This is a genomic window from Streptomyces malaysiensis subsp. samsunensis (genome assembly GCF_024519315.1).
In the GTDB taxonomy this organism is placed as follows: domain Bacteria; phylum Actinomycetota; class Actinomycetes; order Streptomycetales; family Streptomycetaceae; genus Streptomyces; species Streptomyces malaysiensis.
Genome location: NZ_JANIIC010000025.1, coordinates 86,037 through 99,014, shown reverse-complemented (window position 1 = coordinate 99,014; position 12,978 = coordinate 86,037). Strand labels below are relative to the sequence as shown.

General features: G+C 71.3%; 9 protein-coding genes. 6 read left to right on the top strand and 3 right to left on the bottom strand.

Annotated features, from left to right (window positions below; genetic code table 11):
- Positions 1–381 precede the first annotated feature (381 nt).
- From NQU54_RS21825 to NQU54_RS21815, 3 genes are all read left to right on the top strand, one after another.
- On the top strand, positions 382–1,563 hold the full coding sequence (locus tag NQU54_RS21825; RefSeq protein WP_257632527.1) for a 3-deoxy-7-phosphoheptulonate synthase: 1,182 nt from the start codon (positions 382–384) through the stop codon (positions 1,561–1,563).
- Between the two features lie 42 nt (positions 1,564–1,605).
- Entirely contained in the window at positions 1,606–3,759 is a 2,154-nt protein-coding gene (pabB, locus tag NQU54_RS21820; RefSeq protein ID WP_257632526.1) for an aminodeoxychorismate synthase component I, read from the top strand.
- 473 nt (positions 3,760–4,232) lie between these two features.
- Positions 4,233–4,871, top strand: a complete 639-nt coding sequence (locus NQU54_RS21815; protein ID WP_257632525.1) for a TetR/AcrR family transcriptional regulator — start codon at positions 4,233–4,235, stop codon at positions 4,869–4,871.
- A gap of 64 nt (positions 4,872–4,935) precedes the next feature.
- On the opposite strand, the gene NQU54_RS21810 is transcribed toward NQU54_RS21815, so the two are convergent.
- A complete protein-coding gene (locus NQU54_RS21810) occupies positions 4,936–5,397 on the bottom strand; it encodes a MaoC family dehydratase (RefSeq protein ID WP_257632524.1) in 462 nt (153 codons plus the stop codon).
- Positions 5,398–5,662: 265 nt separating this feature from the next.
- Positions 5,663–6,274 (bottom strand): hypothetical protein, encoded by a 612-nt coding sequence (locus NQU54_RS21805; RefSeq protein ID WP_257632523.1) that lies wholly within the window; start codon positions 6,272–6,274, stop codon positions 5,663–5,665.
- 200 nt (positions 6,275–6,474) lie between these two features.
- Here NQU54_RS21805 and NQU54_RS21800 point away from each other — a divergent pair, with 200 nt between their 5' ends.
- The gene (locus NQU54_RS21800; protein ID WP_257632522.1) at positions 6,475–9,309 is read left to right on the top strand and encodes a penicillin acylase family protein; all 2,835 of its coding nucleotides are present in this window, start codon (positions 6,475–6,477) and stop codon (positions 9,307–9,309) included.
- A gap of 48 nt (positions 9,310–9,357) precedes the next feature.
- On the opposite strand, the gene NQU54_RS21795 is transcribed toward NQU54_RS21800, so the two are convergent.
- Complete coding sequence (locus tag NQU54_RS21795) at positions 9,358–10,659, bottom strand: serine-threonine protein kinase (RefSeq protein ID WP_257632521.1); 1,302 nt, start codon at positions 10,657–10,659, stop codon at positions 9,358–9,360.
- Positions 10,660–10,959: 300 nt separating this feature from the next.
- Between NQU54_RS21795 and NQU54_RS21790 the strand changes: the two genes are divergently transcribed.
- Together NQU54_RS21790 and NQU54_RS21785 are read left to right on the top strand one after the other, a co-directional pair.
- Complete coding sequence (locus NQU54_RS21790; RefSeq protein WP_257632520.1) at positions 10,960–12,000, top strand: LysR family transcriptional regulator; 1,041 nt, start codon at positions 10,960–10,962, stop codon at positions 11,998–12,000.
- Between the two features lie 111 nt (positions 12,001–12,111).
- Entirely contained in the window at positions 12,112–12,942 is an 831-nt protein-coding gene (locus tag NQU54_RS21785; RefSeq protein WP_257632519.1) for an SDR family oxidoreductase, read from the top strand.
- Positions 12,943–12,978 lie beyond the last annotated feature (36 nt).

Sequence of the window (12,978 nt, the reverse complement as noted above, 5' to 3'; positions counted from 1 at the left end):
AGCCTTGTGCGTGTGACCTTCGTCACGTTCTGGAATGTGGGCGGAACTGTCGCTTACGGTTGAACGGCATTGCTAAGCTCCCTGCCGCGTTGAATCGACCGTCGTCGGCTTGCGCAACGGGGGCTCTGAGCCGGAAATTCCGGTTAATAACCGCTGGTAAACCCTTCGAGTGATGGAGCAATTCACTCGAAGGAGTGACGGACGCATATCCATCTTTTCAATCTCCGCTGGTCGCGGTTTTGCGACCGGGAGCGGGTTCGTCTGTTTCCTCGGTTCCGTCGACCCGTCCGGCCCGCCGGTTCTGGGGTCCCCACGGGTGTCCCGCGCTGCTGCGGCGCTTCAGCAGGATGTGTCCGGCCCGACCAGTGGAGGCTTCCTTTCATGACCGCTCCCGGCCCGACCGCGGAGAAGGTGACCGCTCAGCAGCCGCCGTGGCCCGACCCGGACCGGCTCGACAAGATCCGGCACGCCCTCGGGGAGCGCCCACCGCTGATCCCCCCTGAGGAGACCGGGGAGCTGGCCCGTCGGCTGGCCGCGGTGCAGCGCGGCGAGGCGGTCGTCCTCCAGGGCGGGGACTGCGCCGAGCTGTTCGCCGACGCCACCCCGCCGGTGGTGCGGCGCAAGCTGGGGCAGCTGCGCGAGCTCTCCGCGGCGATCCGCACCGGTCTCGGCCTGCCGGTGGTGACGATGGGCCGTATCGCCGGCCAGTACGCCAAGCCCAGATCGGCGCCGTACGAATGGCTCGCCGACGGGACCCGGTTACCCGTCTACCGGGGAGACGCGGTCAACGGCGCCGCCGCCGACCCGGACGCCCGGATCCCCGATCCGGACCGGCTGCTCACCGCCTACGACCGCGCGGCCGCCGTGCTGTCCACGATGCGAAACGAACAGACGGCGCACGACCCGGCCCAGCGGATCTTCGCCTCCCATGAACTGCTGCTGCTCCCCTATGAGTCACCCCTGATCCGCCCCGCCGACGGTGGCCGCTACGCCTCCTCCCTCCACTTCGGCTGGATCGGCGAGCGGACCAGGGACCCCCAGGGCCCGCACATCCGGCTGGCCGCCTCGATCCGCAACCCGGTCGGCGTCAAGGCCGGGCCGTCGGCGACCCCCGCGGACCTCGTGGAGCCGGCCCGTCTGCTCAACCCCGGGCGCCGCCCCGGCCGGCTGACCTTCATCGTGCGGATGGGCGCGGACCGGATCGACTGGCTGCTGCCGCCGCTGGTCGAGGCGGTCGCGGAGACCGGGATCCCGGTGGTCTGGCTGAGCGATCCCCTGCACGGCAACACGATCCGCTCCGGAAGCGGCCACAAGACCAGATCCCTGCGGGCGATCCTCGACGAGGTCGCCGCGTTCCACCGGATCCTGCGGGACCGCGGCCAGTGGCCCGGCGGGCTGCACTTGGAGATGACACCGGAGCCGGTCACCGAGTGCGTCGCACGGGCCGCGGACGCCGGGACCGCCGCGTTCCCCCGGTTCCGGTCTCCCTGTGACCCCCGGCTGAACCCCGAGCAGGCCGCCGAAACGGTCCACGCGTTCACCTCCATGCTCCGCGCCGGGTGAACCGTGCCGGTCATCCAGAGTTCTTGAAGGTACGAGGTTTCGATGCGCACGCTGCTGGTAGACAACTACGACTCGTTCACCTACAACCTGTTCCACTACCTGGCCGAGGTCAACGGCGAGGAACCCGAGGTGATCCGGCACGACGACCCCGGCTGGAAGCCCGAGATGCTGCGGGACTTCGACAATGTCGTTATCTCTCCCGGACCCGGCAGCCCCGAGCGCGCGGCCGACTTCGGCGTCTGCCGCGACATCATCCTCGAAGGCGCCCTGCCGCTGCTCGGCGTCTGCCTGGGCCACCAGGGGGTGGGCCTGCTCAGCGGCGCCCAGGTGGTCCTGGCCCCGGAGCCGAGGCACGGCCGGCTGTCCCGGGTGACACACGACGGCACCGGTCTCTTCACCGGACTGCCCGACCCCTTCGACGTCGTCCGCTACCACTCGCTCACCGTCACCGACCTGCCCGAGGAGCTACGGGCCACCGCATGGACCGAGGACGGGGTGCTGATGGGGATCGCCCACCGGGAACGGCCGCTGTGGGGCGTCCAGTTCCACCCCGAGTCCATCTGCACCGAGCACGGCCGGCTGCTGCTGGGCAACTTCGCCGACCTCACCCGGTCCTGGCGGACCGCCCATGGAGTGGAACCGGTACGGCGGCGCGGCCCGCGCTCCGCGCGCGGCGGCACCGAGCCCACCGCCGCCCGGCGCGGCACCCCGCGCTCCCTGCGGGTGCTGGTGGAGTCCCTGCCCACCCGCTGGTCCGACGAGGTCGTCCACGACCGGCTCTTCCGCGCCGACCCCAACGCCTTCTGGCTGGACAGCAGCGCCGTCGGGGGCGAGCGCGGACGGTTCTCGATGATGGGGGACGCCTCGGGGCCGCTGGCCCGGGTCGCCACCGCCGACACCTGGGCGGGCACGGTCACCGTCACCGCGGGCGGCTCCCGCGAGGTGCTGCACGAGGAGTTCCTGTCCTGGCTGGAGCGCGATCTGCGCGGCGCCCGGGTCGAACTCCCCCCGCTGCCCTTCGACTTCGCCCTCGGCTGGACCGGATACCTCGGCTATGAGCTCAAGGCCGAATGCGGCGGTGAGCGCACCCACCGCTCCTCGGAACCCGACGCCGCGATGATCTTCGCGGACCGCGCCGTGGTGTTCGACCACGAGACCTCGACCACCTACCTCCTCGCCCTCGCCGAGGACGGCGCGGCCGGTGGCGGTGAGGAGCAGGCCCGGGAGTGGTTGCGCGAGACCGCCGGGAGGCTGGCCGAACTGGCCGGGCAGGAGCCCCGCCACCCCGCCCCGCTCGCCACCGGCTCCGCAGAGGTGCGGCTGCGCCATGACCGCGAGCGCTACCTGGAGATGATCGACACCTGCCAGGAGCTGATCACCGCGGGGGAGACCTATGAGGTGTGCCTGACGAACATGGCCGAGGCGGACGGCCCGGTGGACCCATGGGCCGGGTACCAGTATCTGCGGAGGCTCAGCCCCGCGCCGTTCGCCGCCCTGCTCCGCTTCGGCCCGCTGTCCGTGCTGAGCACCTCGCCCGAGCGCTTTCTGCGGGTCTTCCGGGACGGCACCGTGGAGTCCCAGCCGATCAAGGGCACCCGGCCGCGCGGCAGCTCCCCGGCCGAGGACGAGCTGCTCCGCGTCGACCTGGCGACCAGCGAGAAGGACCGCTCCGAGAACCTGATGATCGTCGACCTGGTGCGCAACGACCTCGGCCGCACCGCCGAGATCGGCTCGGTGCGGGTGCCCAAGATCTTCGACGTGGAGACCTACGCGACGGTGCATCAGCTGGTCAGCACCGTGCGCGCCACCCTGCGGCCGGCCGGCTCCGCGGTCGAGAGCGTGCGTGCCGCCTTCCCCGGCGGATCGATGACGGGCGCGCCCAAGATCCGCACCATGCAGATCATCGACGACCTGGAGGCGGGGCCGCGCGGGGTCTACTCGGGCGCCATCGGCTACTTCTCGCTGTCCGGGGCGTGCGATCTGAGCATCGTGATCCGCACCCTGGTGGTGACCCCGGACCGGGTCAGATACGGGGTGGGCGGGGCGATCGTGGCGCTGTCCGACCCGGACGAGGAATTCGAGGAGACGGCGGTGAAGGCGACCCCGCTGCTGCGACTGCTGGGCGCGGAGTTCCCCGGCCGGGTGGGCACGGAGTTCCCTGACCGGGTGGGCCCGGAGACGGCGGCCGCCCACTGAGCGGCCGCGGGGCACGGCCGCTCAGCGGATCAGCGAAAGTCCGCGTGGCTCGGCGGAAGTCGCCCGCGGGGGTGGCGGAAGTCGCCCGCGGCTCGGTGGCGCCCGAAGGGGCGCGGGGCTGCGATCGATGTGCGGCTCCGCCGCGGCTGTATCGATGTGCGGCTCCGCCGCGTGGGCGACCGGCCACGACGGCGCCGCGGACGGTCGACGGCAGGTCAGGGCACTTCCGGCGGAGCGCTTGGGCAGATCGGCGGCCGCTGGCAGCGGCTCGGTGGCGCCCGAAGGGGCGCGGGGCTGCGATGGATGTGCGGCTCCGCCGCGGCTGTATCGATGTGCGGCTCCGCCGCGTGGGCGACCGGCCACGACGGCGCCGCGGACGATCGACGGCAGTTCAGCGCACTGCCGGTGGAGCGCTCAACTCGGCGGCCGGGCACCTCTAAGCGCTTGCTCACCCTCCGTGTAGGGTGTCCGCCATGGACGCGGAGCCGAAGAACACCGGGGGCAAGATCGAGCCCTGGGGCGATATCACCCCCGACGCCGCACGGCGGCTGGTGAACGCCGCCGTGCACGCCTTCGCGGAGCGCGGCTACCACGCCACCACCACCCGGGACATCGCCGGCCGCGCCGGAATGAGCCCGGCCGCCCTCTACATCCACTACAAGACCAAGGAAGAGCTGCTCTATCAGATCAGCAAGGTCGGCCATGAGCGGGCCCTGAAGATCGTGGAGCGGGCGCGGGACAGCGAGGGCACGCCCGCCGAGCGGCTCGCCGACGCCGTCCGGTCCTTCGTCCGCTGGCACGCCGAGCACCATATGACCGCGCGGGTGGTGCAGTACGAGCTCGGCGCGCTCGCCGAGGAGCACCACGCCGAGGTCATCGCGGTCCGCAAGGCCACCGACGGGGCGGTGCGCTCGATCATCGAGGACGGGGTGAAGGCGGGCGCCTTCGACGTCCCGGACGTCCGCGGTGCCACGGTCGCGGTGCTGTCGCTGTGCATCGACGTCGCCCGCTGGTTCAACGCCCAGGGGCGCAGCACCCCCGACGAGGTCGGCGACCTCTACGCGGGGCTGGTGCTGCGCATGGTGGGGGCAGGCGGTCAGGACCGGCCGTAGACCGGCCGAGCAGGACCGGCCATAACGGGGGAAGCGCCGCCGTCAGCCTCGGCAGGCGCCGCCGTCACACGTGGAAGCGGACGACGGACTCCGCCACGCACACCGGCTTCTCGCCGCCCTCGCGCTCCACGGTCACCGTCAGCGTCATCTGAATGCCGTCCTTGACCTCGGCCACCTCCAGGATCCGCCCCGTGGCGCGCAGCCGGGAGCCGACCGGGACGGGGGAGGGGAAACGGACCTTGTTCACCCCGTAGTTGATGCCCATCCGCACGCCCTCGACCCGCAGCAGCTGCGGGGTGAACGACGGCAGCAGGGACAGCGTCAGATAGCCGTGCGCGATCGTGGTGCCGAACGGCCCGGCGGCCGCCTTCTCGGGGTCCACATGGATCCACTGGTGGTCGCCGGTCGCGTCGGCGAACAGATCGATGCGCTTCTGGTCGATCTCCAGCCAGTCGCTGGGGCCGAGTTCCTCGCCGACCGCGGACCGCAGTTCATCGGGCGAGGTGAAGATCCTGGGCTCTGCCATGCGTGCCTCCCGGGCAACCACTCACTAAGCGACTGCTCAGCATGCTTGGCTGACCTGGGCCCTGTCAACGCGGCCCGCGCCGACGCGGCGTACGGGCGGTCAAGGGACTCCGGGATTCGGCGGATTCCGGGATTCAGCGGATTCCGTGATCAAGGGGATCCCGGGATCAAGGGGATGTCCGGGATGGAAGGGCTTCCGGCGCGCTCGCCGGCCACCGGTGCTCAGGACTCCGGCGAGCGCGCTCCCGGCCAGGGGCGGCCGGGCGTCATACGGTGGCGTACCGGCTCATCCGGATCGAGCGCCGTGCCGCCGCCAGGGCCTCGGTGGTCAGCAGCGGCAGCGGCACCACGATGCCGCAGTCCGCGCAGACCGGTCCGGCCGACGGATAGCGGTCCAGGTCCTCGCGCCAGACCAGGCCCCGCTGCGCGCACACCGGGCAGGCCGACCCCGGACCGGACTCCATGGCCGCGATCAGCCGGCGCAGCACGTCGGCGAGGCGGTCGTCGGGATGGGTCGAGGGGCTCTCGCAGGGAATGATGTCGCATCCGCCCCAGGTGCGCAGATGCCAGTCGTCGACGGTGCCCGGCTGGCGAATGCCGAGAAGTTTCTCCTGCCTGCGCCGGGCGGCGAAGTCCGCCTCGTACGCGAGCCACAGCGTGCGGGCCTCCTCGAGCTCCTCAAGGGCCGTGAGCAGTCGTAGGGGGTCCGGCCTGCGATCCTCCGGGGTGATCCCGGAGCGGGTGCACAGATGGTGCCAGGTCGCCCGGTGCCCGTACGGCGCGAACCGTTCCAGGCATTTGCGCAGCGATGTGCGCCGGGCCGTGATGTGTCTGTGTGGATTGCGTACTTCTCGTGCCAGTGCTCTGAAACCGGCCACTTCCTACCACCTCCGCGATTGCGGACCCGACTCGTTGTCGAATGGACGTAACGCAGCGCGATCCGGATCCATCGAATTCCCTGGATCTTCCGGGGCAGTCCTCATCGGGCCTGTCGGTCACAGAAGTTGACGTCCGCTCATCTTCCGGGCCGGTAATACCGCCGGTAACCTCCGTCCGACGGCAATCGGGAGGAGCGCAGATGCGACGACGTACCCCCAGGCCCATCAGAACCCGCAAGCTCACCAGTACCGTGCTCGCCGCGGCCGCCGCGCTCGGGCTCGGGGTCGCCCTCGCGGCCCCGGTGCCGCAGCCGGTCCGGGCGCAGCCGGCCGCGGCGGCCGCCACCGACTACTGCCGGGGCCAGTGCTCCGACATCCTCCCGCCGGGCGCGACCGGCAACGCCACCCTCGCCGACATCCTCGCCAACCGGGTGCTGGGCACCCACCCCGAGCACAGCACCGACCAGCTCGGCCCGTACGGCGATCTGGCGAGCGGCTACCCCACCCTCACCGACGACAAGCTGACCAGCTTCTTCAACGACTCCTCCTTCGGGGTCCCCGCCGACCAGGTCGCCTCGGTGACCAAACCGCGCGACGACGTCACGATCACCCGTGACAAGAAGACCGGCGTCCCGCACATCCAGGGCACCACCCGTGAGGGCACCGAGTACGGCGCCGGATACGCCGCCGCCCAGGACCGGCTGTGGCTGATGGACCTCTTCCGCCATGTGGGCCGCGGCGAGCTGACCTCCTTCGCCGGCGGCGCCCCCGCCAACCAGGGCCTGGAGCAGGACTTCTTCCGCCAGGCGCCGTACACCGAGGAGGACTACCAGGCGCAGATCGACTACATCCTCGCCCACGGCGGCGAACGCGGCCGCCAGGCGCTGGCCGACGCCCAGGCGTATGTCGACGGCATCAACGCCTACGCCAAGAAGGCCAAGGACGGCCGGTACTTCCCCGGTGAGTACGTGCTCACCGGCCATATCGACGCGATCACCAACGCCGGTGAGATCCAGCCGTTCAAGCTCACCGACCTGATCGCCCTCGCCTCCGTCGTCGGCGCCCTCTTCGGCAACGGCGGGGGCGGTGAGGTGGAGGGCGCGCTCTCGCTGCTCGCCGCCCAGCAGAAGTACGGCCTCACCGAGGGCACCAAGGTGTGGGAGTCCTTCCGGGAGCGCAACGACCCGGAGGCGGTGCTGACCGTGCGCGACGGCAGCTTCCCCTACGCCGGCAAGCCCGCCGCGCCCAAGGGCACCGCCCTGCCGGACGCCGGCTCGGTCACCCCCGAACAGCTCGTCTACGACCGCGAGGGCGGGGCCGCCACCAAGGCCCGCACCGAGGTCGAGGCACCCAAGTCATCGCTGGAGCCGCTGCGCGGGATCTACGACGACGGAGTGCTGCCGCGCGATCTGTTCAGCCGCAAGAAGGGCATGTCCAACGCGCTCGTCGTCTCCGGGAAGTACACCGCGAGCGGCCACCCGGTGGCCGTCTTCGGCCCGCAGACCGGCTACTTCGCCCCACAGCTGCTGATGCTCCAGGAGATCCAGGGCCCGGGGATCAGCGCCCGCGGCGCCTCCTTCGCGGGCGTGGGGATGTACATCCAGCTCGGCCGGGGCCAGGACTACGCCTGGAGCGCCACCACCTCAGCCCAGGACATCACCGACACCTACGCGGTCGAGCTGTGCTCCCCGGACGGCTCCACGCCGCCCAAGGACTCCACGTACTACCGCTACCGCGGCGCCTGTGTGCCGATGGACAAGCTGGAGCGGCGCAACGCCTGGAAGCCCACCCTCGCCGACTCCACCGCCGCCGGTTCGTATCGGATGCAGGTCCACCGCACCAAGTACGGGCTGGTGACCCACCGTGCGACGGTCGGCGGCAAACCGGTGGCCTATACGGTGCTGCGCTCCACCTACCGCCATGAGGCCGACTCCATCATCGGCTTCCAGATGCTCAACGACCCGGGCTATGTGACCGACGCCAAGTCCTTCCAGAGCGCGGCGCAGAACATCAACTACACCTTCAACTGGTTCTACGCCGACTCCCGCCAGACCGGCTACTACAACAGCGGGCTCAATCCGGTGCGCGCCGCCGGTGTCGACCCCTCGCTGCCGGTCAGCGCCGAGCCCGCGTACGAGTGGCGGGACTTCGATCCCCAGGACAACACGGCCGCGGCCACCCCGCCCTCCGAACACCCCCAGTCCATCGACCAGGACTACTACATCAGCTGGAACAACAAGCTGGCCAAGGACTACAGCGCGGCGGGCTTCGGCAACGGCTCCGTGCACCGCGGCAACCTCCTCGACGACCGGGTGCGCGCCCTGGTCGGCAAGGGCGGGGTCACCCGCTCCGCGCTCACCCGGGCCATGGCCGAGGCCGCCGTGGCCGATCTGCGCGGCGAGGACGTGCTGCCGGAGCTGCTGAAGGTGGTGCGCTCGCAGCCCATCGACGACCCCCAGCTGGCCACGGCCGTACAGCGGCTGGACTCCTGGCAGTCGGCGGGTTCGCAGCGCCGTGAGACCAGCGCCGGCTCGCACACCTATGGGCATGCCGACGCGGTACGGATCATGGACGCCTGGTGGCCGCTTCTGGTCGAGGCCGAGTTCAAACCCGGTCTCGGCGACGGCCTCTACGACGCCCTGCGCGCCAATCTGGCCGTCGACGAAGCGCCCTCGGCCGGGCACGGCCCCACCGGCTCGCACGCCGGGTCCTCGTTCCAGTACGGCTGGTGGTCCTATGTCGACAAGGATCTGCGCACCGTACTCGGCGAGGACGTCAAGGGCCCGCTGGCCCGGCCGTACTGCGGCGGCGGACAGCTGAGCGCCTGCCGCGACGCCCTGCTGACGAGCCTGAAGACGGCCGTCGGCAAGAGCGCCGCCCAGGTCTACCCCGGGGACGACAACTGCTCCGCGGGCGACCAGTGGTGCGCCGGCACCATCATCCACCGGCCGGTCGGCGGACTGACCCACAACAAGATCAGCTGGCAGAACCGGCCCACCTTCCAGCAGGTCGTGGAGTTCCCGGCCCACCGCTGAGGCCACAGGGGGCGGGGCCTCGTATCCGGCGAGGCCCCGCCCCGGCCGTCACCCGTGCCCGATCCGGCCCGCGCGCAGCACCACCCGGGCCAGCTCCTCATGGCAGATGTCGCTGTGCGCCCCGGCCGGCGGCACCCCGTGCCGTACGACCTCCGATACATCGACGTTCACACAGCCCGTGGCCGGGAACGGGCCGTCCAGCGCCTCGGCCAGGTCCAGCCGCCGGCAGTCCGCCACCGCCTGGACGCCGTCGTACCCGATCGCCCCCCACCGGGCGTCGCCCGGCAGCGGGGAGGCATCGTCCCCCGACACCCGCGCCGCCACCGGGTACAGCAGCCCGAGCGCGGTGTCATGGCGGGAGTGGCAGGACACCACGGGCCCGCGCACCCGGTGCGGGGCCGAGCGCAGCGCCCCGCCGCGGTCCGTCGCATGCGGCAGCCGCTCGGCGAACGCGTGGTGCGAGAAGGCCCCCTGGAGCAGGGTCATCGACTCCACGGTGGCGCCCTCCGGCAGCCCGGCCAGCGCGTACGACACCAGCCGGCCGCCGAAGCCATGGCCGATCAGATGGAGCCGCGGCGCGGGCCTAAGGCCCGCGAGGGCGCCGAGCACCGGTCCGAGACCCTCCCGCCCGACCGTGCCGGCCCGCCGCTTCATCACGTAGTACGTCGACTGGCGCAGCAGCTCGTGGGCCCCGTCCCAGAGCCAGCCGAACCCACCGTCGGCGGCGGCGCGGTCCTCGGTGTCGGTCTTTCCGCGCGCCTCCGTGAGCGCGGCGGCGAACTGCTCACAGACCTCCGTCACATCCTCCTCGAACATCGCCGGTACGCCGTCCGCGTCCGTGTCCGCCGCGTCCCCCGCCGGGCCGAAGTCCCCGCGGAACCGCACCAGCCCGCGCACCAGCACCGCGAACTCGTCCAGCGCCACGAGCCGTTCGGGCCGCTCGGCCAGCAGCTCGGCCAGACGCGCCACGATCTGCTGCCGCCCGGGGAAGGCCACGTCCAGCGCCTGGTGGGTGTCGGAGTCCAGCCCCGGCGGCGCACCGGGCGCCGGCTCCCGGGGTAACCCCGCGAGCGACTCGTCGGCGAACCGCATCGACGGCCACACCAACCCCACATAGCCGAGGCGCGCCGGGCCCGCCTCGCCGAGCAGCTCGGGGAAGGGCGCGAAGAAGCGGTCGTAGAACCGTGTGGCCATGGTCCGGGTGTTGTTCCAGCCGTGCGAGAACACCAGCAGATCGGTGAGATCCCGCTGTGCGGCCTGCTCCAGCAGCCGGTCCCGCTGCCGGATGTCGACGTCCCCGTAGGCGTCGAATCTCAGCTCCCAGTACGGCCTTACGCTCATCCCCGTCATCGCTGCTTCCCCCTTGCATCGTCCGATGTGCGTGCATCGTCCCAACTGCCCTGACCGCTGGCCATACGACACGCGTACGGTCGCCGTCGGACAATCGGCCAGCCGTTCGACTTACCCGGAATGGGACGGGTGGAACCTGGAATGCGGGACTCCGTTGCCTTCCGGCGATAGGGAATTCCCGAATATCCATCTGAAGAATATCGCCGCTGTTCTCTGGATCAGTTCCCCGGAAGGGGCTGCACTATGCTGCGGAAGGAAACGTCATTGGGGTGCCGAATACTCTTCGAGCGGAAGGCCGGAATGCCCTTAAAGGATCGATGGCAGTACCCGACGGCGCTGCTGGACACCACGATGGACCAGCTCAGGACGTTGCTCGCGGTCCATGAGGCGGGCACCGCACTGGGCGCCGCCCGGCTGCTGGGGAGGGAGCAGTCCAGTGTGCAGAAACAACTGGACACACTGAACCGGAACTTCGGCACGCTGTGCGGTGAGCCGCTGGTGGTCAAACGGGGACGCAGTCAGAATGTGCTCTTCACCGCGACCGGGGAGTCGCTCGCCGGACTCGCCCGCGGCACCCTGGAGGACTGGCGGGAGGGGCTGTACGACTGCCGCCGCCGGCTGGGCAGCCGGCTCTGCGTCGGCTCCACCCGTTACATCCTCGGCTTTCTGCTGAATGCCGTGGAGTTGGTCACCGGGGAATTCGACCGCCGGGGTGTCGAGCTCAAGGTCGAGCATGTGCGCACCCGCGATCTGCTGGAGCGGCTCGACGCCAAGGAGCTCGACCTGGTCTGCGGCAGTGTGCTCACCACGGCGGGCCACGACAGCCGGCTCGACGGCTTCGAGGTGATGGAGTGGCGGCGCAGCGGGCTGTCCCTGGTCACCAACCTCGACGCCGAGGAGCTGCCCGGCCCCTCGGTCCCGGTGAGCGAGCTGCCCCGGCTGCCGCTCGCCGTCTCGGCCGACGGTCTCATACCCGGCTTTCTGCGCGGCTGGTTCGGCGCCCGCTACCGCCAGGAGCTGCATATCGCCGCCGAGATCGACACCGTGAGCTATGGCCTGGAGCTGCTCTCCTCCGGGGTGCTGAGCGGCTGTGTGCTGGTCACCGAGGGCATCGGCGACGCGGTGGCCGACGGGCGGATCCGGGCCGGTGCCGGGCTGCGCACCCTGGAGCTGACCGACGGCATAAGGCCGGAGCTGGAAGTGCTGATCGGGGTGTTCGTACGGGCCGGGGAGCGCACCGCGCAGGACGCCGGCCATCCGCTCAATGTGCTGTGGGGCGCGCTCGCCGCGGAGAACGCGCGCTGGCGCAGCGTCATGCGCAAGGAGCGCCCCGGCCGGTAACCCGCCGGCCGTCTGCCGGGAGGCCGATGTGCCTCTTCCGTTTACACATACCGACTGGTTAGTCTGCTGCCGCAGATGCCGATCAGAGCCGATCCGAGGAGCGTTGCGATCGTGGGTACCGTGCGTGGGGCGCGTGTAGTGGTCACCGGAGCGGGCGGTGGCATCGGCGCCGCACTCGCCCGGCGCTTCGCCGCCGAGGGCGCCCGGGTCGTGGTCAACGACCTCGACGCCGCCAAGGCCGCCTCCGTCGCCGGGGAGATCGGCGCGACCCCCGTCCCCGGTGACGCCTCCGGTATCGTGCCCGCGGCCCGCGAGGCGCTCGGCGGCACCATCGACATCTTCTGTGCCAACGCGGGCGTCGGCCACGACGGCGGCCCCGAGGCCGACGACAAGCTGTGGCAGCAGTCCTGGGACGTCAATGTGATGGCCCATGTGCGGGCCGCCCGGGAACTGCTGCCCGAGTGGCTGGAGCGCGGCAGCGGCCGCTTCGTGGCCACCGTCTCCGCCGCCGGGATGCTCACCATGATCGGCTCGGCGCCGTACGCGGTCTCCAAGCACGCGGCGCTCGCCTTCGCCGAATGGCTTTCGGCCACCTACCGCCACCGCGGTATCGGCGTCCACGCCGTCTGCCCGCAGGGGGTGCGCACCGACATGCTCACCGACGCCGGGACCGCCGGGGAACTGGTGCTCGCGCCCACCGCGATCGAGCCCGAGGAGGTCGCCGACGCCGTTCTCGCGGGCATCGAGGAAGAGCGCTTCCTGATCCTTCCGCACCCCGAGGTGGCCCGCCACTATGCGGCCCGCGCCGGTGACACCGACCGCTGGCTGGGCGGTATCAACAAGCTCCAGCGCAAGCTCGAAAAGCTCGAGGCGGCATCCGGGACCTCCTCCGGGACCTCCCCCGGGACCTCATCCGGGAACTCCGCCGCGGCCTCGGGCTGATCCGCGGCCCCGTCCCTGCCGTACGCTCCGCTCCAC